This is a genomic window from Methylibium sp. (assembly GCF_035762065.1).
In the GTDB taxonomy this organism is placed as follows: domain Bacteria; phylum Pseudomonadota; class Gammaproteobacteria; order Burkholderiales; family Burkholderiaceae_C; genus Methylibium.
This window is the reverse complement of sequence record NZ_DASTPW010000015.1, coordinates 1-24,938: the sequence shown is the minus strand read 5'-3', so window position 1 is coordinate 24,938 and position 24,938 is coordinate 1. Positions and strand designations below refer to the sequence as shown.

The window sequence follows — 24,938 nt, the reverse complement described above, 5'->3', positions numbered from 1 at the left end:
CGCGGGCGGCTTCGGCGACGACGTGATCGGCCATCCGGTGGCCGGCGGAAGCTGGGAAGGCTGGGGTGATCGAGAACCTGCTCGCCGTCGCGCCCGCGGGCACGCGGCCCTGCTTCTACCGGACCTCGGCCGGCGCCGAGCTGGACCTGGTGCTCGAACTGCCGGGCCGCGAACGCTGGGCCGTCGAGATCAAGCGCTCGACCGCGCCCACGGTCGGCAAGGACTTTCACATCGCGTGTGAAGACATCGGCGCGACGCAGCAGCACGTCGTGCATTCGGGCAGCGAAAGTTTCCCGATCGCCAGGGGCGTGCGCGCGACGACGCTGATCGACCTGCAGCAGGCCTTGTTCGCCCTGCGCGGACCTTAGCCCGCCAGCGTCGCGAGCAGGCCCGCCGCCCCCAGCCCCAGCGCGGCCAGCGCATCGCCGGCGATCAGCCCGCCGCCGACCAGCGAGGTGGTGCTCATGTCGGCGGGCAGCGCGGCATCCTCGGCACGCCGCCCGCGCCGTGCGGCGATCCAGCCGGCGGTGCCGCTCACCACGCCGCCGACTGCGAGCCAGGCCGAGGTCGCGATGCCGAAGAAGCTGCCGAACGAATAGGCATAGGGGGAGGGCAGCACGACCGCGTCGAGCACGAAGTCGGCCGCCGCGCCGCGGCGGCCTTGCTTGAAGCGCCGGTAGGCGGCCGTCGCGAACAGCGTCTTGCGCAGCAGCTGGATCGCGAAGCCGAGCGCGATGCCCAGCAGGATCGCGTGGCGCTGGTAGGGCTTGTCGTCGGTGAGGCTGCGCAGCGCGCCCACGAACTTGTAGGTCATCGCCGACTGCCATTGCGCCGGTGCCTCGGCGGCGGACATCGCGGTCTGGTCGAGCGCAAGCACCGGGTAGGCGCTCATGAAGAGCTTCGCGAAGCCGACCGACGCGACCGCACCGACCACCAGCCCCAGCACCTGGAAGCGGAACTGCAGCGTGCGCGGCGTGCCCAGGCGCCAGCCGGTCGAGCGGTCCTGCTGCATGTCGCTGCCCACGCTGCAGGCGACGAGCAGGATGCCGCCGGCCATCAGGCCGACAGTCGGGTCCTTCAGGCCGAGTGCGGCCATCAGCACGATCGCGGCGACGAAGGCCGCCGAGATCGGCGCCGAATCGCTGATGCCCAGCGAGATGCCGACGATCAGCGAGAACACCATCACCAGCGCGACGGCCAGCAGCAGGAAGCCGACCGGCTGCTGCAGCACCGTCGCGCCCAGCGTCACGACCATCGCGCCCCAGAAGGCGATCCACGCCGCGAGCCGCGGGTAGCTCATGCGCTTCCACGCGTCTTCCGGCGCTTGCGCCGCCGGCGGGGCGGAGGCGCGCCAGCGCCGCCAGGCCTCGGTGAGCAGCTCGCCGATGTCGAGCATCGCCGCGCCCATGATCAGCCCGAGGCCGATCAGGAAGGTGATCTTGCGGAAGGGATCGCCGGCCTGCAGCCAGCCGATCGAGACGAAGGTCGGGATCAGCAGCGAGCCGGTCAAGCCGGCCGTCAGCGCCGCGAGGCCGATGCGCGGGCCGACCAGCATGCCGGCGCCGAGCGTCGAGGTGGAAAGCTCCAGCACGCCGAGTGCGGCGACCTTCGCGGTCGCAAGCCCGCCCGCGATGCCCGAGGCGATGCCGCCGCCCAGCCGCGCGACCGAGCGCTTCAGCAGCGCCGGATCGGTCAGTGCGCGCAGGATGTTCGCGACCGCGAAGCCCGAGGGGAAGGTCAGCTGCAGCCGATCGACCAGGATCGGCGTGTAGAGCATGCCGACGCCGGCGCCGAACATGCCGATCGAGCCCATGAACAGCATCAGCTGCCACACCGGCGGCTGCGGCAGGCCCATCCAGACCATCGCCTGGATCAGCACGCCCATCGCGCTCATGCCGGCCACCGAAGCGGCGGCCGTCTGCATGTAGTTCGCGCCGTGCTTGCCTTCGGGGCCGTAGCCGAAGGTGACCGTCGAGCCGAGGATCCCGGCGACGACCTGGCCGCCGACGAAGAAGCCGATCGCGAAGTTCATGTACGAGGCCGTCACCCCGCCCAGCGGCCCGAGCACGAAGATGCCCAGCGCGGCGAGCAGCGCGTAGTACTTCCACGTGCCGATCGGCGGCAGCCAGGCCCAGCGCGGGGCCGCAGGCGGGGCGGAGCGCGCGGCGCGCGGGCCGGCGGAGGGCAGGACGGTGCTCATGGCGTCGGACTTCGCAAGGGCGGACGCGGCGGGTCGCGCGGCTCGGGCGCGGCCCGGGTGGCGGCCGCGGCGCGATTGTCGGCGGCGCCTGCAGCCCGATGGTCGGCGGTGCCCGCCGGGCTACCGGGCGCGGCGCCGGCGGTTGCTCGCGGTGCGCAGCACTTCGAGCAGGTCGTCGGCCGGGATCGGCTTGCCCATCAGCGCGTCGGCACCGGCCAGCTGCGCGCGCACGCGGTCGCTGGCGGTGACCTTCGGCGCCATCAGCACCACGCTGGGCGCGCCCTTGCGCGCCGACTTGATCTGCTGGCACAGCGCCATGCCGTCGACGCCGCGCATCTGCGTGTCGGAAAAGACGATGCGCACCGGCGTCTGCGCGATGAGTTGCAGCGCCTCGTCGTCGTCGCGCGCGACGCTGACGCGGCAACCGACGCGGTCGAGCTGCGCGATCAGCGGGCTGCTCGCGGTGTGGCGGCCTTCGAGCACCAGGACGTCGAAGGGGAAGTGCACGACCGGCGGCGGGCGCGGCGCGGGTTCGCGCGCCGGCGCGCGCGGCTTGTCGGGCGCAGCGGCCGGCGCACTGGCCGGCGCATAGGGGTCGGCGACCGTGCTGGCCGCCAGCAGCAGCGTCTCGAGCGCACGCACGACCTGCTGGGGGTTGATCGGCCGGCCGAGGTGGACGATCGCGCCGCTCGGCGGCTCCGCGCCGACGAAGACCGCGCGCTCCATGCGGCCGGCCCGGCGGACCTCGTCCACCGCCTGCGGACGATCGCCGTCGACGACGCAGAGGTCGGCCGCGTCGAGCGACTCGGCGGGCTCGAAGCGCGCCGGCGCCCGGCTCGTCAGCCGCAGACAACTTTCCAGCGCCCGGCGCTCGAAAGGGCCGAAGCCCTGCAGCGCGACGCGGTACCGCGTGTTCATCCCGTCCCCCCGAAGAGCCGGCCGGTGCGGCCGGTCCGCCGGCGCTCCCCGCGCCCGTCTGTTGCACCCGTCTGCAACATCCTGTGACGCCGGCGGGGGAGGCGTCAATCCCGATCCGCGCGAAGCGACCGCGTGCGCCCTAGGGATACGGCGCACCCGTGCGCCGTGGCAAGCGAACTAGCATCCCTCGGCCCCCCTGGAAGGAGCCCCCGATGAGCACCAGCGTCTACGACTTCGAAGCCCAGAGCATCGCCGGCAAGACGGTGCCGCTGGCCGACTACCGCGGCCGCGTGCTGCTGATCGTCAACACCGCCAGCGCCTGCGGCTTCACGCCGCAGTTCGCCGGGCTCGAGGAACTCTGGAAGACCTACGAAGCGCGCGGCCTGACGGTGCTGGGCTTCCCGAGCAACGAGTTCGGCGGCCAGGACCCGGGCAGCAACGACGAGATCGCCAGCTTCTGCCAGGTCAATTACGGCGTGAGCTTCCCGATGATGGCCAAGGTGGAGGTCAACGGCCGCGGCGCGCACCCGCTGTACCAGTGGCTCACGAAGGAAGCGCGCGGCGTGCTGGGCACGCAGTCGATCAAGTGGAACTTCACCAAGTTCCTGGTCGGCCGCGACGGCAAGGTGATCGAGCGCTACGGCTCGAACGACAAGCCCGAGGCCCTGAAGAAGGACATCGAGGCCGCGCTGGCCGCGCCGGCCTGAGCCGCTCCGTGCCGGTGTCTCCGGCCGGGCCTGCGGCCCTCGACTTGGCTGCGCCAAGCCAGCCTCGACGCAAGCACCGAGCAAGCTCAGTGCTTGTCGATCGTCAGCACCACCATCGTCTGGTTCAGCAGCTGGTAGGCGACCTCGCCGAAGGTCATCGGCCCGGTGATCTGCGCCGAGCGCTTGCCCTCCAGCCCGCAGTAGAGGTAGTTCAGCACGCAGTTGCAGCTCCACGCGAGGCCGCTGCCGTCTTCGTGCGGCAGCGCCTTCGCGAGCGCGCGCTCGTAGTCGCCGATCGGCGCGGCGAAGCGGTACTCGATGTCGTCGAACACCGGCGCGTAGAAGTCGACGCGCTGCCCGGCGACGTCGATCGCCTTGATCGCGACGTTGATCATCGCGCCCGAGTAGTCGGCCACCAGCGGCAGGCGCGAGTCGATCTTGCGGCTCGTCACGTAGTCGGCGAAGTTCATCGGCCGGCCGTTGACCAGGCAGCCCTGCGCATGGAAGCCCGATTCGCCGAAGCGGATGCGGTCGCCCTCGCCCTGGCGGAACAGGTTGACGATGTCGAGCCGCGCGACGTGGTCGTCGGGCAGCGGCACGTGCATGACCACCGCGCGCTCGGTCTCGAACCCGCCGGTCTCGCCGTTGACGACCACCGGCACCTTCTGGCCGAGATCGTCGAGGTGGATGCCCGCGACCCAGCCGGCCAGCGGCTTCAGGTACATGTCCTCGTACTGCGGCGCCTCCCGCGCGAAGCGCGAATGCACCGTCGTGAAGGCCGGCATCACGATGAGCGACCAGCCGTTGGCCGGCGCCTCGACGCACACCCGCGCGAGCGCATCGGCGTCGTGGACGGTGATCTTCGGCGTCATGCCGGCGAAGGCGGGCAGCGGCGTGACGAAGACCAGCTCGCGCGTCGTGCGCCCGCCGTCCTGGCCCATGAAGTAGGGGATGCTGCCGCCGATCCAGCGGCCGCGCGGCAGCTTCCTGAGCAGCGCTTCCTCGGCCGCCACCGAGAAGCAGCCGCCGCTCTTGAGCAGCACCGAGGCTTCCTCGACGGACATCAGCGCGCCGGTGGCCGGCCGCAGCGTTGAAGGGCGTGCGTTCATGGCGTCATGCCGTGCGTAGTTGTTGGAGTTCATGCGCGAGCACGCGCTCGTTCTTGACGAAGTAGCGATGCAGATCGCGCAGCTTCAGCAGCTTGACCTCGTCGTCGGAAATCATCTCCAGGTGCGAGCGCACCTTGGTCAGCATCAGCTTCAGGCTGAGCACGCGGATGTCGATCTGCAGCTCGCCGCTGGCCAGCCGCAGCCAGACGGGATCGGCCACGTCGGGCACGTTGTCCGGGCGTTCGCTCGTCGTGAGCGACGCGGCGGCGACATCGCCCGTGCGGCGCGCCGTCGGGGCGGCGGCCGCGGCCGCGGCCAAGGCAGCGGCCTTCTGCACGCGCGCGCGCCCGTGGTCGAGCGCGTAGCGGTAGCGCCAGACGTCGTTGAGCGACAGCTTCAGCGTGCTGCAGATCGCCTGCAGCGTCAGCCCCTCGTTGAACAGCGTGAAGACCTGCTGCGCGAGCGAGGCGGTGAAGGGCTCGCCGACCGTGCCGGTCCAGTGCAGGCCCTGGATCGAGCGGCCCTCGGGCACCGTCACGTGCAGGTGGAAGCGGATCTCGCCGAGCGCGACGTGCTGCCACACGTGCTGCTGCTGGCCCGCGGCCGACTTCGCCTTCGGCCGGCCGAACCAGCCGCGCTCGACCTGCGGGCCGATCCACACGTCGCAGCGCCGGCGGCGCAGATCGATCTGGTAATCCTCGATCTCCCAGCTGCCGTCGATCCACAGCAGGTGGCGAAGCAAGGTCTTGTCGACTCCGGTCATGGGGCTCGTCTCCTGCGCGGCGGGCCTGGCGCCGCGTGCGGCCGGCCTGCTCGTTCGTCGTTGCGACGCGTCGCGGTAAGCAAACGTGGTGCCGCGAAGCATCGCGCGAAGGCCGGCGTCGCGGGTCGCGGCGATTGCGCAACCCGTCACGCCGGTGTGCCGCGCGCGACGCAAACGGGCGACGCTTCGCGCGCCCGCGCCGTTCACGCGGCGGTGCAGCAGACGCGGCGCGTCAGGTGCCCGCGACGGCCCGGTCGCTCGCTCGGCGCACTTCGATAATCGCCGCCTTCCCAAGGAGCGCGCGCATGTTCGAGCACCTCGACGCCTACCCCGGCGATCCCATCCTCGGCCTCAACGAAGCCTTCCAGAAAGATCCGCGCGCCGACAAGGTCAATCTTTCGATCGGCATCTACTTCGACGATGCCGGGCGCATCCCGGTGCTGGCTTCGGTGCGCAAGGCCGAGGCGCTGATGCTCGAGCGCGCGCAGCCCAAGCCCTACCTGCCGATCGAAGGCGACGCCGCCTGCCGCGCGCAGGTGCAGGCGCTGCTGTTCGGCGCGGGCCACCGCGCGGTTGCCGAGGGGCGCGTCGCGACGATCCAGGCGGTCGGCTCGAGCGGCGGGCTCAAGGTCGGCGCGGAATTCCTCAAGCGCTGGTTTCCGCGGGCCGAGGTCTGGGTCAGCGACCCGACCTGGGACAACCACCGGGCGATGTTCCAGGGCGCCGGCCTCGCGACGCACAGCTATCCGTACTACGCGCCGGACGGACTGCGCTTCGACGCGATGCTCGCCACGCTCGCGCAGCTGCCGGCCGGAAGCGTCGTGCTGCTGCACGCCTGCTGCCACAACCCCACCGGCGTCGATCTTTCGCGCGAGCAGTGGCAGCGCCTGATCCCGCTGCTGGAGGAGCGGCGCCTGCTGCCCTACCTCGACCTCGCCTACCAGGGCTTCGGCGACGGGCTCGATGCCGACGCCCATGCGGTGCGCATGCTGGCCGACGCGGGCCTGAGCTTCTTCGTCGCCAACTCCTTCAGCAAGAGCATGAGCGTCTACGGCGAGCGCTGCGGCGCCTTGAGCGTCGTCTGCCCGAGCGCGGCCGAAGCCGAGCGCGTGCTGGGCCAGCTGAAGGCGACGATCCGTGCGAACTACTCGAGCCCGCCGATCCACGCCGGCGGCATCGTCGCCGCCGTGCTCGGCGAGCCGGCGCTGCGCGCGCAGTGGGAAGCCGAGCTTGCCGCGATGCGCGGGCGCATCGCCGCGATGCGCCGCGCGCTGCACGACGCGCTCGTCGCGCGCCTGCCCCAACGCGACTTCGGCTACCTGCTGAGCCAGCGCGGCATGTTCAGCTACACCGGGCTGGCGCCCGAGCAGGTCGACGCGCTGCGCGAGCGGCACGGCGTCTACCTCGTGCGCTCGGGGCGCATCTGCGTGGCCGGGCTCAACACCGGCAACGTCGTGCGCGCGGCCGATGCGATCGCGAAGGTGATGGCGGGCTGAACCCGCCGCGCCTCACACCCAGCGGTCCGCGATCGCTTCGCGTTCGAACACCGTGCGCACCGCCGGTCGTTCGAGCACGCGGCCCAGGTAGGCGCCGAGCGCCGGCCGCTCGCGCGCCGGGTGCGCGAAGCGGCGCGTCCAGCGGCACAGCATCAGCGCGTGCGCGTCGACCGCGCGGTAGTGCTCGCCGAGCAGCCAGGGCGCGCCGTGGCGTGCGAGTTCGGCGTCGAGCCGGTCGAGCAGCGGCCCGACGCGCGCCTCGGCGCAGGCCTTGACTTCGGCCGCGCCGGCCGCGTTGCCCTCGGCGGCCCAGCGCTGCGGATAGAAGTACGGGATCAGGTTGGCGTGCAGCGTGCCGGCGAGCCACAGCATCCACTTCGTGTAGTGCGCGCGCTCGCGGCTGCCGACCGGCGGGGCGAGTTGCGCCTGCGGGTGCGCGTCGGCCAGGTGCAGGCCGATCGCGGCGCTTTCGAACAGCACCAGCGGCTCGGCCTGCGGCCCGCGTTCGACGTAGGTCGGCACGACGCCGTTCGGGTTGAGGCGCAGGTAGTCGGCGTCGCGCTGGGCGCCGGCGTCGAGGTCCACCGGCACCAGCGCGAACGGCCGGCCGATCTCGGTCAGCAGGATGTGCGGCGCCATGGCGGCGCTGCTCGGGGCGTGGTGCAGTTCGATCGTCGTCGTCATCGCGGGTCCTCCGGGGCGAGTGCGGGGCGGGCCGGCGCGGGCCGGGGCCGGCTCGCCAGCGTGTTGAGCGCGAGCCCGGCGATCACCAGCGCGGTCGCGCCGAGCTTCCAGCCGGGCAGCGCCTCGCCGAGCAGCAGCGCCGAGGCGCCGAGCCCGAACACCGGCACCAGCAGCGCGGCCGGTGCGACGGTGGCGGCCGGGTGGCGCGCGAGCAGCCAGTTCCACGCGCCGTAGCCGAACAGCGTGTTGCCGAGCGCCTGCCAGGCGACGGCGCCCCAGCCGGCCCAGCTCGTCGCGGCCACCGCGGCGAGGCCGCGCTGCGGGCCTTCGACGACGACGCTGATCGCCGCCAGCGCCGCGGTCGCGAACAGGCTGCTCCACACCATGAAGGCCAGCATGTCCACGCGCCCGGCGCTGCGCGCGACGGTGTTCGCCAGCGCCCAGGCGAAGGCCGCGCAGAGCACCAGCGCGAGGCCGGTGACGCTGAGCGCGCCGCTGTCGGTGTGCGCGCCGATCCAGGCCATGCCGGCGACCGCCAGCGCGAGCGCCACCGCCTGCACCGCGCGCGGGCGCTCGCTGCGCAGCGCCATCGCCAGGCCGATCGTGAAGAACACCTGCGCCTGGATCACCAGCGAGGCGAGCCCGGGCGAGATGTCGGCTTGCATCGCATGGAACAGGAGCCCGAACTGGCCGGCGCCGAGCAGCACGCCGAAGGCCGCGAGCGTGCGCCACGGCACCGCCGGCCGCGCGATGAAGAACACCAGCGGGAAGGCCGACAGCGCGAAGCGCAGCGTCGCGAACAGGTAGGGCGGCAGCTCGGCCAGGCCCCACTTGATCACAACGAAGTTGGTGCCCCAGACGAACACCACGGCGAGCGCGAGCAGCAGGTGCGAAAGCGGCATCGGCCGAGTGTCGCCGCGGGTTCGGCGCGCGGCCGATGAGATCGGTGCGCCCGGCGATGCGCGCCGCGCATCGCCGCGGCCCGGCCGGTGCGCGGCGCCTACAGGTCGATCGGCTCGGTGTCGTGCTGCGTCAGCGGGTCGCGGCGCATCCGGCCGAGGCGCTCGTCGATGTCGATGCCGGCGGGCGGCGCGTCCTCGCCGGGCGGCGCCTCGGCCGCCGCTTCGCGCACGAGCGTCGAGACGACGATGCCGCTGGGGTGGCGCTCGCTGTGCCGCAGCGTGTAGCGCTGCGGCGCGAAGTCGCCGGCGGCGAACAGCGCCCGGCCCGCGCCGAGCCAGGTCGGCACCGTCGCGACGATCAGCTCGTCGAGCAGGCCGCAGCGCATGAACAGCGCCGCGGTCTGGCCGCCGCCGACGAGCCAGACGCGCCGGAGCCCCATCGCCTCCCAGCGCGCGGCGATCAGGCTCGGCCGCTGGTGCGTGGGCTGCACGCCGGGCGGCAGCGCGCCGAGGCTGGACGGCTCGCTGCGGCTCAGCACCCAGCAGGGCCGCTCGCCGTACGGCCACAGGCCGAAGGCGCGCACCGCCTCGAAGGTGGCGCGGCCCATCACCAGGCCGTCGATCCCGGCGATGAAGTCGGCATAGCCGTGGTCGTCGTCGGCGCGGTCGTAGGCCTGCAGCCAGTCGAGCTGGCCCTCGGGGCCGGCGATGAAGCCGTCGAGGCTTTGCGCGACGAAGTAGACGAGGGCGGTCATGGGCGGTGCGCTCGGGGCTGGCCCGGCGCGCCGTGCAGCGTATCAGCGCGATGTCAGTCGATACGGCTGCGGATGTGCGAACCGTCGGCGGTGTGGATCGATGTGATCAGCAAGCCCGCTTGCAGCCCCCACTGGTCCTGGTGCGCCAGCCGCTCGTAGGAGCGCAGCGACGCGGGCACCCAGGCGGTCGTCGTGCGGCGCAACGTCTCGGCCTCGGCGTGGAAGACCTGCGCCCGCGCCGGCGCGTCGGGCGCGGCGCTGCGTCCGGCCAGCAGGGCCGCCGATTCGAGCTGGTTGATCTGCCGGGCCGCTTCGGGCCGCAGCTGCAGGCGCTCGGCGTAGCTCTGCGCCGCGGACGCCTTGTGCGCCAGCCCCGCGAAGAAACGCTCGAAGCCGTCGCGCACTTCGTCGCGGACCGCGTCGCGCTGCGCGGCGCGCCATGCCGCCATCGCGTCGGGCGCGAGGTTCGGCGGCGCGCGGGTTTGGAGATCACGGGCCGTCTTGGCGTCGATCCAGCGCTCGAGCTCGGCCTCGACCGAGCGACGCATGTTCGCCAGCGTGCGGTGCTCGACCTCGATGAAGGAGGCCGGGTCGACGCCGCCGTCGCGCAGCACGTACTCGGCGCGGCAGCTGCGCCCCTGCGCGTTGACGTCGAACTGCGGGGCCAGGGTGGCGAACGGATGCGCGATCGAGGCCTCGGAGTTGGCGCCGCGGAAGCCTTTGGCGACGCTGCCCCCGGCGCCGAGCGCAGCCGTCGCGCCGACGAACAGCCGGCTGGCGTCACCATGCACTTCCCGGTGCACGCGCAGCGCGCCGGTGTCGTCGCGGTAGGTGCGCTGCTGCGACGCGTGCTCGTAGCCGCTGCCGACGCCGCCGCTCAGGCGCACCGGACCGAACTCGGCGCGGGCGACCGCTTCCAGGCCGCCGCCGCGCCGTCGCCGCTGCTCGCCGGCCTGGCCGATGCGGTTGACCGCCAGCTCCGGGAAGTCCTGCAGCAGGCGCTTGAGCAGGGTGCGGCCGGCGGCGTCGGCGCCCGGATCGCGGTCGAGGAGCGCGTCCACCAGCCGGGCGAAATCGGCGCGCAGCGGCGCTTCGCGGCCGCGCTGGCGCGGCAGCCGCAGCGACACGCCACGAAGGTCCGCGTCGTCGCGGCCGTGCAGCACCACGTCCGGGCCGGCCACCATCTTCACCGCGCCGAGATCGCTCCCGGCCGCGATACCGCCGCCGACCTGCCAGCTCGTCTGGCGCTGCGTGCCGACCAGGATCTCCATGTCGTAGGGCGGCATCGCGATCTCGAACACCGCCTGCGTCGCACCGTTGACCCGGGCGTCGACGCGGGCTCGCACGGTCAGCGCGCTGGCGATGTTCGAGATCAGGCCGGTCAGTCCCTTGGTGCCGACGCCGGCCACGCCGCCGCTGGTCCAGCGCAGCCGCGACGAACCCTGGATGTCGCGCACCACCTCGTGCAAGGCGCCGCGCACCGATTCGATGTCGATGGCCGGGCGCCGGGTGTCGCGCCCGTGCCGGGCGTCGTTCACCGGCGCCAGCGCCGCGCGATACGGCGCCGCGCCGGCCGGCGTCAGGTCCTGCTCCGCCCAGCGGGCCAGCCGCTCCGGCGACAGCCGCGGCGGGTTCTGGGTCCAGGCCTGCACCTCGGGCCACGCCCGCAGGGCCTGCTCGGTCGCCGCCACGGTGGCCTGCGCGATGGCCGCCGGGCCGTGCGCCCGCACGCCGGCCGCGAGCCGCGCCACGATGTCGTCGATCGCCCCCGGGCCGAGCCTGCGCCCTTCCAGCACCATCGGCCCGGGCTGCGCGAGGCAGTGCTCGAGCGCCGCGCGGCGCAACTGCAGCCGCACCTGCGCGGCCTCGCCGCGCGGTGCCGCCGCCGGCGGGTTGGCCAGCGCGTTCGCGTAGGCGTTGCCGAGCGCCGCCACCGCGGTGCGCGTCGCCGCGCCGAGGCTGCGCCGCTGCGCCGCATCGTCGCCCCGCTCGACCTGTTCCAGGCCGTAGCGTTGCAGGGCGCGAAACGGCGACTTGCCGAAGAACGGCTGGCGCGGCTTGAGGCCGTGGTCGCCGCCGACGCGCTCGATCCACACGCCGACCTTCTTCAGCCGCGATTCGATCTGCGCGAACGGGCTGCCTGCCGCGGTGTCGTAGAGGTCGTTGCGCACCGCGTTGAGCGCCCACGCATGCTGCTCGGTCGCCACCGACGCGGTGCCGGCGAGCCGCGCGGCGGCGCAGACGACGGCTTGGCGCGCGAGGCTGCGTCCGGCGCCGTCGATGCGCCGCAGGGCCGCGGGCGTCGGCGCGCGCGCGTCCGCGTCGGGCAGCGCGGCGGCGGCCTTGAACAGCAGCATGAAGTCGCGCTCCAGCGGCGCGGGCACCGGCGTGCGCACCAGCCTCTGCAGCAGCGCCGCGCCGCTGGGCACCGTGGCGAGGTCCGCCACCAGACGCCAGACGTCCTCGCCCGCGCCGGCCGACGGTCCCGCGGCGGCCGGTGGCGCCCGGAAGGCCGCGAGCGGGTCGAGCGCCTCCAGCGCCTGCAGCGCCCGCAGCGCCCGGCTCGGATCGCGCGGGCCCGCGAGGTGGGCCAGTGCCTCGACGAGCAGCGCCGCTTCGGGCACCACGCCGTCGAGCGCCGGGTCGGCCGCGAACAGGGTGCCGAGCCGCTCGGCGAGCCGGCCGGCGTCGTCACGCTGGGTGGCGGCGATCCGCATCTGCGCGGCCGGCGAGGGTGGCACCGCGCCCGGTGCGCGGTCGGCGGGCTGCGGCTCGAAAGGGCCGGCGAACGCGCGGGCGACGAGCCATTCGCAGGCCGCTCGCCGCTCGGCCGGGCCGGCCGGCCCGGCCCCTGCGGCGCCTGGCGTCAACCCGAAGGCGCGCGGCACGGCCGATGCGTGCGGCCGGACCACGGCGATGTTGGGATCCGGCAGCTCGTCCGGCGGCGGGCGCCGCGCCAGCAGCGGCTCGGTCTCGACGCTGCGGGCGGTCTGGTGCCGCGTTTCGAGCCGGCTGCCGAACGGATGCTCGAGGCCGGTGCGCGACCAGCCGGCCCCTTCGAACCAATGGCGAAGGCGGGGAATCATCGGCCGGGCCGCGCTCGCCGGTAAGTCGGTGCACGGAAAAAGCGCGGGGGCGGATGCATCGGAGTGCGGTCGGGCAGGACGGCCCGCCATTGCAGCGGAATCCGGCGGGCCGGCCGTCGCCCCCGGCGAAGCCGGCGACGGGGATGCGAAGCAGGGCCGCGCCGCCTGCGTGGGCGGCGCCGGCCCGGCGGCTCAGTAGGTGTCGATGCTGCCGACGGCCTTCGGCGAGGTCACGATGCCCCAGGGCATCGCCAGGCCCTCGATGCGCGCGGCCGGCGTGTGCTGCGGCAGGTCGAAGGTGTAGAGCGCGTCTGAGCGGCCGCAGGCGACCAGCAGCTTGTCGCCGGCCGGCGTGAAGCTGAAGTGCCAGCAGCGCTTGCCCACCGGCAGCTGCATCAGCGGCGCGTAGGTCTTCGCGTCGAACACGTCGACGCGGTCCGAGCGCGCCGAGGCGACGTACAGCCGCTGGCCGCTCGGATCGAAGGCGACGCCGTAGGGGCTGTTGCCGGTGGCGATCTCGCGCTTGAAGCGCAGCTGGTTGTCGAGCAGCACCAGCTTGGCCGAGAACTCCAGCGTCACCAGGTAGCCGCTGCCGTCGGGCAGGCGCGCGATGCCGCGCGGGCGCGTGCCCCACTTCGCGGTCTTCACGCTGCGCAGCAGCTTGCCGCTGGCGCGGTCGTACATCGAGACCGTCTGGTCGCCTTCGTTGGTGACGACCATGTGCCGGCCGTCGCGCGAGAACTCGATGCCCTCGGTCTCGCGGCCGCTCTTGATGCGCTTGACCACCTGCCAGCGCTTGAGGTCGATCACCGCGACTTCGGCCGGCTCCTCCGCCTCGTCGTCCTCCTCCGGCTTGCCGCTGTCGGGGGCCGCGGCCGGCGCCGAGGCGCCCGGCATCGGCGGCGGGCCGCCCGGGCGCTCGCCCGGCTCGTAACTCACGTAGGCGAAGTCGCCGCGGACGCGGATGAACTCCGGGTTCTCGCCGATCTTGATGCGGCGCGTCACCTCGCCGGTCTTCGCGTCGATCACCGCGACGTCGCCGCTGCCCCGGTTGGCCGTCAGCAGCCAGCGGCCGTCGCCGGTGAGGCTGATGCCGCGCGCGCCCTCGAGGCCGGTGGCGAAGTCGCGCTTGAGCTGCATCGTCGCGAGATCGACGACCGCGACGCCGCCCTTCTCGTTGGTGACGAAGGCACGGCCGGCGTCGGCCGCCGGCGCGACCGCGGGCGCAGCCGCGACGGCGAGCAGCAGGCCGAGCCGCCGCAGCGAAGGGGAAGGCGAGCAGAGCGTCATGTTCATGGCGGTGGGCATACGTCCTTGCGGTGGGGCGGGTGGCGGGCAGAAGCGGCGGGGGCCGGCAGTATGGGCGGGGCCGCGAGGCCCGATCCGGCGCGCGTGCGCCGTTGCCGTCTGGCGCACTCCGCGGCTGCGACCGCCGCGCGCGCCGCGCGTTCCGGCCGCGGCCTCGGGGCTAACGCGCAGGAGAAGCTCCCGCGACGCGAGCGCGCCGGCTCAGCGGGCCAGCGTCTGGCGCACCGCGCGGGCCCAGCGGTCCATGCGCGCTGCGGCCTCGTCGCGCGACATCGTCGGCGTGAAGCGCCGCTCGACCTGCCACTGCGCGGCCAGCTCCTCGGTGCCGGCGTGCACGCCGGCGGCGAGGCCGGCGAGCCAGGCCGCGCCGAGCGCGGTGGTCTCGACGCACCGGGGCCGCACGACCGGGATGCCGAGCAGATCGGCCTGGAACTGCATCAGCAGGTCGTTGACGCTGGCGCCGCCGTCGACGCGCAGCTCGGCCACCGCATGCCCGCCGGCGGCAACCGCGTCGCGGCTCATCGCCTGCAGCAGCGCGGCGCTCTGGAAGGCGATGCTTTCCAGCGCCGCGCGCGCGATGTGGCCGACCGTCGTGCCGCGCGTCAGGCCGACGATCGCGCCGGTCGCGTCGGCTTGCCAGTAGGGCGCGCCCAGGCCGGTGAAGGCCGGCACGAACACCACGCCGCCGGCGTCCGGCACGCTCTGCGCGAGCGCCTCGACCTCGGCGCTGCCCTTGATGGCGCGCAGGCCGTCGCGCAGCCACTGGACGACCGCACCGCCGATGAAGACGCTGCCCTCGAGGGCGAACTCGGGCGCGTGTCCTTCGCGCTGCGCCGCCGAGGTGGTGACGAGGCCGTTCGACGAACTGAAGAAGCTCGTTCCGGTGTGCATCAGCATGAAGCAGCCGGTGCCGTAGGTGTTCTTCGCGAGGCCGGGCGTGAAGCAGGCCTGGCCGAACAGCGCGCTCTGCTGATCGCCGGCGATGCCGCCGACGACCAGCGGCGCGCCCAGCCATTCGGCGTCGGCCACGCCGAACTCGCAGGCGGACGGCTTGACGTCCGGCAGCAGCTCGCGGGGGATGTCGAGCAGCGCCAGCAGCTCGTCGTCCCACTGGTTCGTGTGCACGTCGAGCAGCATCGTGCGCGCGGCGTTGCTGACGTCGGTCGCGTGCACGCGGCCCTTGGTCAGCTGCCACAGCAGCCAGCTGTCCACCGTGCCGAAGGCCAGCTCGCCGCGCCGCGCGCGTTCGCGCGAGCCCTCGACGTGGTCGAGGATCCACTTCAGCTTGGTGCCCGAGAAGTAGGCATCGATGATCAGCCCCGTCTTGCGCCGCACCAGCGGCTCGTGGCCGGCGGCGCGCAGCGCGGCGCAGGTCGGCTCGGCCCGGCGGTCCTGCCACACGATCGCGTGGTGGATCGGCGCGCCGCTCGCGCGCTCCCACACCAGCGTCGTCTCGCGCTGGTTGGTGATGCCGATCGCCGCGATCGCGCGCGCCGAGAGCTTCGCCTCGGCCAGGGCTTCGCGCGCGGTCGCGAGCTGCGTGGCCCACAGCTCGCGCGGATCGTGCTCGACCCAGCCCGGCTGCGGGTAGATCTGCCGGAACTCGCGCTGCGCCATCGCGACGATGCGGCCGGCTCGGTCGAAGACGATGCTGCGCGAGCTGGAGGTGCCCTGGTCGAGGGCGAGCAGGTAGGTCACCGACGGGTCTCCTTGAAGCAGGCGTCCAGCACGGAGCGCCTCTTTCGCGAGAGGACGCCGCGGGTCCGGCTCTGCCGGGCCGCCAGCGTCGCCCCCTTGAAGGGGAGCGGCGAAGCCGCAATGGGGATGGTCGTCATCACGCGGCGACCACGCATTCGACACCCGCTTCGGCGAGCAATTCCCGGTACGGCGCCGGCGGCTCCGCGTCGGTGAACAGCGCGTCGATCTGCTCGAAGCGCGCCAGCTCGACCATCGCCGGCCGGTTGAATTTGCTGTGGTCGGCGCACAGCCAGACCTCGCGCGAGTGCTCGACGATCGCGCGCGCCACGCTCACCTCGCGCACGTCGTAGTCGCGCAGCGTGCCGTCGGCCTCGATGCCGGAGATGCCGATCAGGCCCACGTCCACCTTGAAGCGCCGGATGAACTCGACCGTCGCCTCGCCGACGATGCCGCGGTCGCGCCCGCGCAGCACGCCGCCGGCGACGATCACCTCGATGTCGGCCTGGTCGCCGAGGATCGCCGCGACGTTGAGGTTGTTGGTCAGCACCCGCAGCCCGCGCTTGCCCGCGAGTTCGCGCGCGACGGCCTCGGTGGTCGTGCCGATGTTCAGGATCAGCGACGAGCCGTCGGGCACGCGCCGGGCCACCGCCTTCGCGATGCGCGTCTTGCCGTCGGCGTGGAGCGCCTGGCGCTGGCGGTAGGCGATGTTCTCGGTGGTCGAGCTCGGCACCCGCGCGCCGCCGTGGAAGCGCGCGATCAGGCCGGCCTCGGCGAGGCGCTGCACGTCGCGCCGCACGGTCTGCAGCGTGACGCCGAAGCGCGTGGCCAGCGCCTCGACCGACAGCGAACCCTCGCTGCGCACCGCGTCGATCAGCTGGGCTTGGCGGGGGTTCGGCGTCATTGGAGGAGCGGATCGTGAGGGGCTTGTCGCGCCGGCGACGCGCGGGATCGAAACGCGGCTGGAGCCTAAGCGCGCACAAACGAAAAGAAACGCGGGTTATCGCGGGTGCGATTCGGCGCGTTGCGAACTACAACCACGGCCTGCCCGTGGTGTCGGCGGCTCGCCGAGCGGCCGACGCGGGCAGCCCCGATCCCCCTGAACCGTGTCCTCGCCCGCCTTCGCTTCCCAGCCTGCCGTGCCCGCGGTGACCGACTGCGACGTGCTCGTCGTCGGCGGCGGCATCAACGGCTGCGGCATCGCGCGCGACCTCGCCGGCCGCGGCTGGCGCGTCGTGCTGTGCGAGCGCGACGACCTGGCCGCGCACACCTCGTCGGCCTCGACCAAGCTGATCCACGGCGGCCTGCGCTACCTGGAGTACTACGAGTTCTCGCTGGTGCGCAAGGCGCTGCAGGAGCGCGAGGGCCTGCTGCGCAGCGCGCCGCACATCATGTGGCCGCTGCGCTTCGTGATGCCGCACGACGCGGCCATGCGGCCGGCGTGGATGGTGCGCCTCGGCCTGTTCCTGTACGACCACATGGCCCGGCGCGAGGTGCTGCCCGGCTCGCGCGGCGTCGACCTCCATCGCCATCCGGCGGGCGCGCCGCTGAAGCCGGCGTTCGCCCGCGGCTTCGTCTACAGCGACGGCTGGGTCGACGACGCGCGGCTCGTGGTGCTCAACGCCGTCGATGCCCGCGAGCGCGGCGCGACCGTGCTGACGCGCACCCGCTGCGTCGCCGCCCAGCGCACGAAGGACGCCTGGACCGCGCAGCTCGAAGGCCCGCGCGGCGAGCGCAGCACGGTGCGCGCGCGCGCGCTGGTCAATGCCGCCGGACCGTGGGCCGAGAGCTTCCTGCGCGGCGTCGCGAAGCCGGCCGCCGGCGAAGCGCTCGCGACGCGCAGCCTGCGGCTCGTCAAGGGCAGCCACATCGTCGTGCCGCGGCTGTTCGAGCACGACCACGCCTACATCTTCCAGAACCCCGACCGCCGGATCATCTTCGCCATCCCCTACGAAGGCGCGTTCACGCTGATCGGCACGACCGACGTCGAGCTGCACGGCGGCGATCCCGCCGCCGCGCGCATCGACGCCGCCGAGATCGACTACCTCTGCGCGCAGGCCAACCGCTACTTCCGCAAGCCGGTGCAGGCGGCCGACGTGGTGTGGACCTACTCCGGCGTGCGGCCCCTGTTGGCCGACGAGGACAACAAGCAAGACGGCGATCCGAGCGCGGTGACCCGCGACTACCTGCTCGAAGCCCAGACCGAGGCTGCGCCCCTGCTGAGCATCTGGGGCGGCAAGATCACCACCTTCCGCAAGCTCGCCGAGGACGCGGCCGACGACCTGGGCCGCATGCTCGGCGGCAGCGCGGTCGGCAAGGCGCGGCGGGCGTGGACGCACGGCGCGCTGCTGCCGGGCGGCGATCTCTCGCGTTGGATCGGCGCGGGCGCCGAGCTCGGCCGGCGCCCCGACCTCGACTTCGAGCGCTTCGTCGCCGAACTCGGCCGGCGCCATCGCTGGCTGCCCGCGGCGCTCGCGCGCCGGCTCGCGCGCGCCTACGGCTCGCGCATCGATCGGGTGCTCGGCGATGCGCAGTCGCTGTTCGACCTCGGCGTCGAAGTCGCGCCGGGCCTGTACGACGCCGAGCTGCGCCACCTGCAGCGCGACGAATGGGCCGCGAGCGCCGACGACGTGCTCTGGCGCCGCTCCAAGCTCGGCTTGCATCTCGACGCCGCCGCGCGCGAGCGCGTCGCCGCGTGGTTCGCCACCCCGCGAGCCGCAGCGGCGCCGGCACCGCGCAGCGAGGTGGCCTGATGCGGCTGCTGCTCGAACAGGTGGCGCAGAAGGTCGGTGCGGTGCAGCACCTGTACCCGCTCGACCTCGCCTTGCAGCCGGGCGCGGTGACGGTGCTGCTCGGTGCCACGCAGGCCGGCAAGACCTCGCTGATGCGCGTGATGGCCGGGCTCGACAAGCCCACCGCCGGCCGCGTGACGGTGGACGGCGCCGACGTGACCGGCATGCCGGTGCGCGAGCGCAACGTGGCGATGGTCTACCAGCAGTTCATCAACTACCCGTCGATGAGCGTGGCCGACAACATCGCCTCGCCGCTGAAGCTGCGCGGCGGGATGGATCGCGCGGCGATCGACGCGCGCGTGCGGCAGCTCGCCGGCAAGCTGCACATCGAGCCCTTCCTCGCGCGGCTGCCGGCCGAGCTGTCGGGCGGACAGCAGCAGCGCGTGGCGCTGGCGCGGGCGCTGGCGAAGGACGCGCCGCTGATGCTGCTCGACGAGCCGCTGGTGAACCTCGACTACAAGCTGCGCGAGGAACTGCGCGAGGAACTGACGCAGCTGTTCGCGGCGGGCGACTCGACGGTCGTCTACGCGACCACCGAGCCCGGCGAGGCGCTGCTGCTCGGCGGCTGGACCGCGGTGCTCGACGCCGGCGAGCTGCTGCAGTACGGCCGGACCGCCGAGGTCTTCCACGCGCCGACGTCGCTGCGCGTCGCGCGGGCGTTCAGCGATCCGCCGATGAACCTGATCGCGGCCGAGGCGACGAGCGGCGGGCTCCGCTTGCGCGCCGCCCCGACGGATGGAGCCGCGCCTGCCGAAGCGGCGCGCACGGCCCCGGCAGGCCCGGCCGGTGGCGGCGAGGCGCCGGCGCTGCGGATGACGCTGCCGGCGAGCGCTTCGCGCGAACTCACCGTCGGCATCCGCGCCGCCGCGCTCCGCGTGCGGCCGCGCGACGGCGACATCGCGCTGCCCGCGACCGTCGAGCTCGCCGAGATCTCCGGCTCCGACACCTTCGTGCACGCGCGCACCGCGGTCGGCGAGCTGGTCGCGCAGCTGACCGGCGTGCACGACTTCGAACTCGGCGCGCCGGTCGTGCTGCATGCGGATCCGGCGCAGGCCTACGTGTTCGGCGCCGACGGCGCGCTGCTCGTCGCGCCCGAGCGCATCAAGAGAGCCTGACGGCCATGGCCCGCATCGACCTCGACCTCGCGCACGCCTACCGGCCCCATCCCAAGGCCGACGGCGACTACGCGCTGCTGCCCCTGAAGATGACCTTCGAGGACGGCGGCGCCTACGCGCTGCTCGGCCCTTCGGGCTGCGGCAAGACGACGCTGCTCAACATCGTCTCGGGCCTCGTCACGCCCTCGCAGGGCAGCGTCAAGTTCGACGGCCGCGACGTGACGGCGGCCAGCCCGCAGCAACGCAACATCGCGCAGGTGTTCCAGTTCCCGGTCGTCTACGACACGATGACCGTCGCGGAGAACCTGGCCTTTCCGCTGCTGAACCGACGGAAGAGCGGGCGCAAGCTCGCGGATGGGGAGATCAGGCAGCGCGTCGGCCAGATCGCCGAGATGCTCGAACTCTCCGGCCAGCTCGATCAGCGCGCCGCGGGCCTGGCGGCCGACGCGAAGCAGAAGATCTCGCTCGGCCGCGGCCTGGTGCGGCCGGACGTGTCGGCCGTGCTGTTCGACGAGCCGCTGACCGTGATCGATCCGCACCTGAAGTGGCAGCTGCGGCGCAAGCTCAAGCAGATCCACCACGAGCTGAAGCTCACGCTCGTCTACGTGACGCACGATCAGGTCGAGGCGCTCACCTTCGCCGACGAGGTGGTGGTGATGACGCGCGGCCGCGCGGTGCAGATCGGCAGCGCCGGCGAGCTGTTCGAACGGCCGGCGCACAGCTTCGTCGGCCACTTCATCGGCTCGCCGGGAATGAACTTCCTGCCGGCCGCGCTCGCGCCCGGCGCACCGGCCGGCGCGACGCTGCTCGGTGTGCGGCCCGAGTACGTGACGCTCGCGGCGGCCGGCGCCGCCGGCGCGGTGCAGGGCACGGTGACGCAGGCGCAGGACATCGGCACCTACTGGCTCGTCGCCGCGAAGGTCGGCGCCGCGATCGTGCGCGCGCGGCTCGGCACGGGGCAGGCGATCCCCACGGTCGGCGAGAGCGTTTGGCTCTCGATCGCCGGCACGCACACCTGCTACTACCGCGACGAGGTCTTGATCGCATGAGCACCGTGAAGCCGCTCAACCAGAAGGCCTGGCTGCTGGTGCTGCCGGTGATCGTCTGCGTCGCGTTCTCCGCGATCCTGCCGCTGATGACGGTGGTGAACTACTCGGTGCAGGACATCATTTCGCCCGAGCGCCGCGTCTTCGTCGGCACCGAGTGGTTCGCCGCGGTGATGCGCGACGAGGAACTGCACGGCGCGCTGCTGCGGCAGCTCGGCTTCTCGCTCGCGGTGCTGGCGGTCGAGATCCCGCTGGGCATCGCGCTCGCGCTCAGCATGCCGGCCACCGGCTGGAAGGCCTCGGCGGTGCTGGTGATCGTCGCGCTGTCGCTGCTGATTCCCTGGAACGTCGTCGGCACGATCTGGCAGATCTACGGCCGCGCCGACATCGGCCTGCTCGGCGCAGCGCTGCAGCGCTTCGGCTTCGACTACAGCTACACCGGCAACGCCAACCACGCGTGGATCACGGTGCTGGTGATGGACGTCTGGCACTGGACGCCGCTGGTCGCGCTGCTGTGCTACGCCGGCCTGCGCGCGATCCCCGACGCCTACTACCAGGCCGCGCAGATCGACGGCGCCAGCAAGCTCGCGGTGTTCCGCTACATCCAGCTGCCCAAGCTGCGCGGCGTGCTGATGATCGCGGTGCTGCTGCGCTTCATGGACAGCTTCATGATCTACACCGAGCCCTTCGTCCTCACCGGCGGCGGCCCCGGCAACGCGACGACCTTCCTGTCGCAGTACCTGACGCAGAAGGCCGTCGGCCAGTTCGACCTCGGCCCGGCCGCGGCCTTCTCGCTGATCTACTTCCTCATCATCCTGTTGCTGTGCTTCGTGCTCTACAGCTGGATGCAGCGGGTCGGCACGGTCGACAAGGGAGCGGTCGAATGAACGCGGCCCGCTTCCGGAAGCGCACGGTCTTCCTGATCGTCTACATCCTCTTCGCGCTGTTGCCCATCTACTGGATGGTCAACATGTCGTTCAAGACGAACAACGAGATCCTCTCGAGCTTCAGCTTCTTCCCGCAGCAGTTCACCTGGGCGAACTACAAGACGATCTTCACCGACGCGTCCTGGTACTCGGGCTACGTCAACAGCCTGATGTACGTCGCGATCAACACGGTGATCTCCATCGCCGTCGCGCTGCCCGCGGCCTACGCGTTCAGCCGCTACCGCTTCCTCGGCGACAAGCACGTCTTCTTCTGGCTGCTGACGAACCGCATGACGCCGCCGGCGGTGTTCCTGCTGCCGTTCTTCCAGCTCTACTCGACGCTCGGGCTGATGGACACGCACCTCGCGGTCGCGCTCGCGCACCTGGTGTTCAACGTGCCGCTGGCCGTGTGGATCCTCGAAGGCTTCATGAGCGGCGTGCCGCGCGAGATCGACGAGACGGCCTACGTCGACGGCTATTCCTTCCCGCGCTTCTTCCTGACGATCTTCATTCCGCTGATCAAGGCGGGCGTGGGCGTCGCCTGCTTCTTCTGCTTCATGTTCAGCTGGGTCGAGCTGCTGCTCGCCCGCACGCTGACGAGCGTCAACGCGAAGCCGATCGTCGCGACGATGACGCGCACGGTGAGCGCGAGCGGCATGGACTGGGCGGTGCTCGCGGCAGCAGGCACGCTGACGATCGTGCCCGGCGCGATCGTCATCTGGTTCGTGCGGCACTACATCGCCAAAGGCTTCGCGATGGGGCGGGTGTGATGGTTGCGGCGGCTTCGTTTTCTTTCTGCACGGGAGCGAGCGGACGGGGTGCCCTGCTCCGCGAATGTCCTCCGTCGGCCTTCGGCCTCCTCCCCCTTTATTTCGCTGCGCAGGGCACCCCGTCCACTCGATCCGGCACCGCGCTCGTCGAGCCGCCGCAAGGGACGGTGGTGGCTGTGGTCGGTGACGCGGGGTGGCCCCCGCGAAGTCAAGGAGGAGGCCCGGTACTCCGGGCCGGGGGACATTCGCGGAGGGGGCCGCCCCGCGGCGCCGGCCCGGGCGCCAACCTCCGCACGGTTGCGCGCAGCAGAAAGGCCCACCCCCATGCTTGACTGGATGGTCTGGACCACCCCCGTCGCCGTCTTCTTCGGCTGCATCGTCCTGATGCTCGCCGGCATGACGGTGTGGGAGATGAAGTCGCCGACGACCGAGCGCAAAGGCTTCTTGCCGATGAGCACGACGCGCGGCGACCGGCTGTTCGTCGGCCTGCTGCTCGCGGCCTACATCAATCTCGCCTTCGTCGGCCTCTCGGGCCGATTGGCGCAGTGGTTCTCGCTCGAAGCCGAACCCAGCGTGTGGATTAGCTTCGTGGCTTCGATGCTGGTGCTGGCGCTGGTGATGCGCAAGGGCTGACCAGAGACTTTCCAAGATGCGGCCCGTCGTTTCCCCGGGGCCGAGTCATCGGGTGCTTGAGCAGGGGAAGCAACGACGAAGGAGACACGACATGCACAAGACGAAGCAAACGGCACTCGCTCTCGCGACCGCAGCGCTGTTCGGCGCGAACGCCCAGGCCGGCGAGGCCGAAGCCAAGAAGTGGATCGACGCCGAGTTCCAGCCGAGCACGCTGAGCAAGGAGCAGCAGGCCGCCGAGATGAAGTGGTTCATCGAAGCCGCGAAGAAGCTGCAGGCCAAGGGCGTGAAGGAGATCAGCGTGGTCTCGGAGACCATCACGACGCACGAGTACGAGAGCAAGACGCTCGCCAAAGCCTTCGCGGAAATCACCGGCATCACGGTGAAGCACGACCTGATCCAGGAGGGCGACGTCGTCGAGAAGCTGCAGACCTCGATGCAATCGGGCAAGAGCATCTACGACGGCTGGATCAGCGACTCCGACCTGATCGGCACGCACTACCGCTACGGGAAGATCATGAACCTCACCGACTACATGGCCGGTGCGGGCAAGGAGTTCACCAACCCCGGGCTGGACCTCAAGGACTTCATCGGCACCAGCTTCACCACCGCGCCCGACGGCAAGCTCTACCAGTTGCCCGACCAGCAGTTCGCGAACCTCTACTGGTTCCGCAAGGACTGGTTCGACCGGGAGGACCTCAAGGAGCAGTTCAAGAAGAAGTACGGCTACGACCTCGGCGTGCCGCTGAACTGGAGCGCCTACGAAGACATCGCCGCGTTCTTCACGAACGACGTGAAGCAGATCGACGGCAAGCCGATCTACGGCCACATGGACTACGGCAAGAAGGACCCGTCGCTCGGCTGGCGCTTCACCGACGCCTGGCTGTCGATGGCCGGCACCGCCGACATCGGCATTCCCAACGGCAAGCCGGTCGACGAGTGGGGCATCCGCGCCAGCGCCGACGGCTGCAACCCGCAGGGCGCGAGCGTGTCGCGCGGCGGCGCGACCAACTCGCCGGCGGCGGTGTATGCCCTCACCAAGTACGTCGACTGGATGAAGAAGTACGCGCCCAAGGAGGCCACTGGCATGACCTTCGGCGAGGCCGGCCCGGTGCCGGCCCAGGGCCAGGTGGCGCAGCAGATCTTCTGGTACACCGCGTTCACCGCCGACATGACCAAGCCGGGCCTGCCGGTGGTCAACGCCGACGGCACGCCGAAGTGGCGCATGGCCCCCGGCCCCAACGGCCCGTACTGGAAGCAGGGCATGCAGAACGGCTACCAGGACGTGGGCTCGTGGACCTTCTTCGCCAACCATGACGAGAACCGCACCGCCGCCGCCTGGCTGTACGCGCAGTTCGTGACCGCCAAGACCACCTCGCTGAAGAAGACGCTGGTGGGCCTGACGCCGATCCGCGAATCGGACATCCGGTCCAAGGCCATGACCGACATGGCGCCCAAGCTCGGCGGCCTCGTCGAGTTCTACCGCAGCCCGGCGCGGGTGGCGTGGTCGCCGACCGGCACCAACGTGCCCGACTACCCCAAGCTCGCGCAGCTGTGGTGGAAGAACGTGGCCCAGGCGGTGACGGCGGAGAAGACACCACAGGCGGCCATGGACACGCTGGCGGAGGAGATGGACCAGGTGATGGCGCGGCTCGAGCGCGCCGGCATGGCCAAGTGCGCGCCCAAGCTGAACCCCAAGGGCGACCCGGCTAAGTACCTGAGCGACAAGGCGGCGCCCTGGGCCAAGCTGGCCAACGAGAAGCCCAAGGGCGAAACCATCAACTACGACAAGCTGCTGGGCGCCTGGAAGGAAGGCAGGGTCCGCTGACCGACTTGCGGCGGGATCGACCGCCGCAGGCTCGCCCCGGCCGTGCGGCGGTGCCGTACGGCCTCTGTTCACGACGGCCGGCGCCTCAGGTGCGCGTCGGGTCGTGCCCCCAGTTCATCAGCGAATACCGCCAGCGGCTGTGCTCCACCTCGTGCGGCCGCTGCGCCAGGTGCCGGTGGATGTAGCCCACGACCTTGTGCATGTGCGC

At 72.2% G+C, this 24,938-nt stretch carries 22 protein-coding genes; 10 read left to right on the top strand and 12 right to left on the bottom strand.

Annotation, left to right across the window (positions count from 1 at the left end; translation table 11 throughout):
- The first annotated feature begins 65 nt into the window (after window positions 1–65).
- Window positions 66–368, top strand: a complete 303-nt coding sequence (locus VFR90_RS05090; protein WP_326404989.1) for a DUF4143 domain-containing protein — start codon at window positions 66–68, stop codon at window positions 366–368.
- Here the strand turns inward: VFR90_RS05090 and VFR90_RS05085 are convergent.
- Both VFR90_RS05085 and VFR90_RS05080 read right to left on the bottom strand, forming a co-directional pair.
- Entirely contained in the window at window positions 365–2,200 is a 1,836-nt protein-coding gene (locus VFR90_RS05085; RefSeq protein ID WP_326404988.1) for an OPT/YSL family transporter, read from the bottom strand. The two genes, VFR90_RS05090 and VFR90_RS05085, sit on opposite strands and share 4 nt — an antisense overlap.
- Before the next feature lie 120 nt (window positions 2,201–2,320).
- Window positions 2,321–3,118 carry a response regulator gene (locus tag VFR90_RS05080; RefSeq protein ID WP_326404986.1) on the bottom strand — a complete coding sequence of 266 codons (798 nt, stop codon included), beginning with the start codon at window positions 3,116–3,118 and terminating at the stop codon, window positions 2,321–2,323.
- A 212-nt stretch (window positions 3,119–3,330) separates the two neighbouring features.
- On the opposite strand from VFR90_RS05080, the gene VFR90_RS05075 reads away from it, so the two are divergent.
- Window positions 3,331–3,825, top strand: coding sequence for a glutathione peroxidase (locus VFR90_RS05075; RefSeq protein WP_326404984.1), 495 nt, complete (start codon window positions 3,331–3,333; stop codon window positions 3,823–3,825).
- A gap of 86 nt (window positions 3,826–3,911) precedes the next feature.
- On the opposite strand, the gene VFR90_RS05070 is transcribed toward VFR90_RS05075, so the two are convergent.
- Both VFR90_RS05070 and VFR90_RS05065 read right to left on the bottom strand, forming a co-directional pair.
- Window positions 3,912–4,934, bottom strand: coding sequence for a DUF6976 family protein (locus tag VFR90_RS05070; protein WP_326404983.1), 1,023 nt, complete (start codon window positions 4,932–4,934; stop codon window positions 3,912–3,914).
- Window positions 4,935–4,938: 4 nt separating this feature from the next.
- Window positions 4,939–5,697, bottom strand: a complete 759-nt coding sequence (locus tag VFR90_RS05065) for a hypothetical protein (RefSeq protein ID WP_326404982.1) — start codon at window positions 5,695–5,697, stop codon at window positions 4,939–4,941.
- 305 nt (window positions 5,698–6,002) lie between these two features.
- On the opposite strand from VFR90_RS05065, the gene VFR90_RS05060 reads away from it, so the two are divergent.
- A complete protein-coding gene (locus VFR90_RS05060; protein WP_326404981.1) occupies window positions 6,003–7,193 on the top strand; it encodes an amino acid aminotransferase in 1,191 nt (396 codons plus the stop codon).
- Between the two features lie 12 nt (window positions 7,194–7,205).
- Here VFR90_RS05060 and VFR90_RS05055 read toward each other — a convergent pair whose 3' ends face one another.
- The 7 genes from VFR90_RS05055 to VFR90_RS05025 form a co-directional block, all read right to left on the bottom strand.
- A complete protein-coding gene (locus VFR90_RS05055) occupies window positions 7,206–7,877 on the bottom strand; it encodes a glutathione S-transferase family protein (RefSeq protein ID WP_326404979.1) in 672 nt (223 codons plus the stop codon).
- Entirely contained in the window at window positions 7,874–8,779 is a 906-nt protein-coding gene (locus VFR90_RS05050; protein WP_326404977.1) for an EamA family transporter, read from the bottom strand. The genes VFR90_RS05055 and VFR90_RS05050 overlap by 4 nt, the downstream gene beginning before the upstream one ends.
- Window positions 8,780–8,877: 98 nt before the next feature.
- Window positions 8,878–9,534, bottom strand: a complete 657-nt coding sequence (locus VFR90_RS05045) for a dihydrofolate reductase family protein (protein WP_326404976.1) — start codon at window positions 9,532–9,534, stop codon at window positions 8,878–8,880.
- Between the two features lie 53 nt (window positions 9,535–9,587).
- Window positions 9,588–12,620 carry a hypothetical protein gene (locus tag VFR90_RS05040; RefSeq protein ID WP_326404975.1) on the bottom strand — a complete coding sequence of 1,011 codons (3,033 nt, stop codon included), beginning with the start codon at window positions 12,618–12,620 and terminating at the stop codon, window positions 9,588–9,590.
- Window positions 12,621–12,812: 192 nt separating this feature from the next.
- Complete coding sequence (locus tag VFR90_RS05035; protein ID WP_326404974.1) at window positions 12,813–13,916, bottom strand: cytochrome D1 domain-containing protein; 1,104 nt, start codon at window positions 13,914–13,916, stop codon at window positions 12,813–12,815.
- A 213-nt stretch (window positions 13,917–14,129) separates the two neighbouring features.
- The gene (gene glpK / locus VFR90_RS05030) at window positions 14,130–15,626 is read right to left on the bottom strand and encodes a glycerol kinase GlpK (protein ID WP_326404973.1); all 1,497 of its coding nucleotides are present in this window, start codon (window positions 15,624–15,626) and stop codon (window positions 14,130–14,132) included.
- 136 nt (window positions 15,627–15,762) lie between these two features.
- Entirely contained in the window at window positions 15,763–16,527 is a 765-nt protein-coding gene (locus tag VFR90_RS05025) for a DeoR/GlpR family DNA-binding transcription regulator (protein ID WP_326404972.1), read from the bottom strand.
- A gap of 202 nt (window positions 16,528–16,729) precedes the next feature.
- Between VFR90_RS05025 and glpD the strand changes: the two genes are divergently transcribed.
- From glpD to VFR90_RS04990, 7 genes are all read left to right on the top strand, one after another.
- Window positions 16,730–18,376 (top strand): glycerol-3-phosphate dehydrogenase, encoded by a 1,647-nt coding sequence (gene glpD / locus VFR90_RS05020; RefSeq protein WP_326404971.1) that lies wholly within the window; start codon window positions 16,730–16,732, stop codon window positions 18,374–18,376.
- A complete protein-coding gene (locus VFR90_RS05015) occupies window positions 18,376–19,530 on the top strand; it encodes an ABC transporter ATP-binding protein (protein ID WP_326404970.1) in 1,155 nt (384 codons plus the stop codon). The genes glpD and VFR90_RS05015 overlap by 1 nt, the downstream gene beginning before the upstream one ends.
- A 5-nt stretch (window positions 19,531–19,535) precedes the next feature.
- Window positions 19,536–20,579: an ABC transporter ATP-binding protein gene (locus VFR90_RS05010; protein WP_326404969.1), complete on the top strand. Its 1,044-nt coding sequence runs from the start codon at window positions 19,536–19,538 to the stop codon at window positions 20,577–20,579.
- The gene (locus VFR90_RS05005) at window positions 20,576–21,463 is read left to right on the top strand and encodes a carbohydrate ABC transporter permease (protein ID WP_326404967.1); all 888 of its coding nucleotides are present in this window, start codon (window positions 20,576–20,578) and stop codon (window positions 21,461–21,463) included. The genes VFR90_RS05010 and VFR90_RS05005 overlap by 4 nt, the downstream gene beginning before the upstream one ends.
- Entirely contained in the window at window positions 21,460–22,272 is an 813-nt protein-coding gene (locus tag VFR90_RS05000; protein WP_326404965.1) for a carbohydrate ABC transporter permease, read from the top strand. The genes VFR90_RS05005 and VFR90_RS05000 overlap by 4 nt, the downstream gene beginning before the upstream one ends.
- Before the next feature lie 324 nt (window positions 22,273–22,596).
- Window positions 22,597–22,905 carry a DUF2160 domain-containing protein gene (locus tag VFR90_RS04995; protein WP_326404964.1) on the top strand — a complete coding sequence of 103 codons (309 nt, stop codon included), beginning with the start codon at window positions 22,597–22,599 and terminating at the stop codon, window positions 22,903–22,905.
- A gap of 91 nt (window positions 22,906–22,996) precedes the next feature.
- Window positions 22,997–24,730: an ABC transporter substrate-binding protein gene (locus tag VFR90_RS04990; protein WP_326404962.1), complete on the top strand. Its 1,734-nt coding sequence runs from the start codon at window positions 22,997–22,999 to the stop codon at window positions 24,728–24,730.
- A gap of 85 nt (window positions 24,731–24,815) precedes the next feature.
- Here the strand turns inward: VFR90_RS04990 and VFR90_RS04985 are convergent, their stop codons facing one another.
- Window positions 24,816–24,932: a DUF3140 domain-containing protein gene (locus VFR90_RS04985; RefSeq protein WP_326405048.1), complete on the bottom strand. Its 117-nt coding sequence runs from the start codon at window positions 24,930–24,932 to the stop codon at window positions 24,816–24,818.
- Between the last annotated feature and the right edge of the window lie 6 nt (window positions 24,933–24,938).

Bases quoted from the DNA above. Each gene is read 5' to 3' on its own strand.
- VFR90_RS05085 (WP_326404988.1), bottom strand. From the start codon at position 2,200: ATGAGCACCGTCCTGCCCTCCGCCGGCCCGCGCGCCGCGCGCTCCGCC.
- VFR90_RS05080 (WP_326404986.1), bottom strand. From the start codon at position 3,118: ATGAACACGCGGTACCGCGTCGCGCTGCAGGGCTTCGGCCCTTTCGAG.
- VFR90_RS05075 (WP_326404984.1), top strand. From the start codon at position 3,331: ATGAGCACCAGCGTCTACGACTTCGAAGCCCAGAGCATCGCCGGCAAG.
- VFR90_RS05070 (WP_326404983.1), bottom strand. From the start codon at position 4,934: ATGAACGCACGCCCTTCAACGCTGCGGCCGGCCACCGGCGCGCTGATG.
- VFR90_RS05065 (WP_326404982.1), bottom strand. From the start codon at position 5,697: ATGACCGGAGTCGACAAGACCTTGCTTCGCCACCTGCTGTGGATCGAC.
- VFR90_RS05060 (WP_326404981.1), top strand. From the start codon at position 6,003: ATGTTCGAGCACCTCGACGCCTACCCCGGCGATCCCATCCTCGGCCTC.
- VFR90_RS05055 (WP_326404979.1), bottom strand. From the start codon at position 7,877: ATGACGACGACGATCGAACTGCACCACGCCCCGAGCAGCGCCGCCATG.
- VFR90_RS05050 (WP_326404977.1), bottom strand. From the start codon at position 8,779: ATGCCGCTTTCGCACCTGCTGCTCGCGCTCGCCGTGGTGTTCGTCTGG.
- VFR90_RS05045 (WP_326404976.1), bottom strand. From the start codon at position 9,534: ATGACCGCCCTCGTCTACTTCGTCGCGCAAAGCCTCGACGGCTTCATC.
- VFR90_RS05040 (WP_326404975.1), bottom strand. From the start codon at position 12,620: ATGATTCCCCGCCTTCGCCATTGGTTCGAAGGGGCCGGCTGGTCGCGC.
- VFR90_RS05035 (WP_326404974.1), bottom strand. From the start codon at position 13,916: ATGAACATGACGCTCTGCTCGCCTTCCCCTTCGCTGCGGCGGCTCGGC.
- VFR90_RS05025 (WP_326404972.1), bottom strand. From the start codon at position 16,527: ATGACGCCGAACCCCCGCCAAGCCCAGCTGATCGACGCGGTGCGCAGC.
- VFR90_RS05015 (WP_326404970.1), top strand. From the start codon at position 18,376: ATGCGGCTGCTGCTCGAACAGGTGGCGCAGAAGGTCGGTGCGGTGCAG.
- VFR90_RS05010 (WP_326404969.1), top strand. From the start codon at position 19,536: ATGGCCCGCATCGACCTCGACCTCGCGCACGCCTACCGGCCCCATCCC.
- VFR90_RS05005 (WP_326404967.1), top strand. From the start codon at position 20,576: ATGAGCACCGTGAAGCCGCTCAACCAGAAGGCCTGGCTGCTGGTGCTG.
- VFR90_RS05000 (WP_326404965.1), top strand. From the start codon at position 21,460: ATGAACGCGGCCCGCTTCCGGAAGCGCACGGTCTTCCTGATCGTCTAC.
- VFR90_RS04995 (WP_326404964.1), top strand. From the start codon at position 22,597: ATGCTTGACTGGATGGTCTGGACCACCCCCGTCGCCGTCTTCTTCGGC.
- VFR90_RS04990 (WP_326404962.1), top strand. From the start codon at position 22,997: ATGCACAAGACGAAGCAAACGGCACTCGCTCTCGCGACCGCAGCGCTG.
- VFR90_RS04985 (WP_326405048.1), bottom strand. From the start codon at position 24,932: ATGCACAAGGTCGTGGGCTACATCCACCGGCACCTGGCGCAGCGGCCG.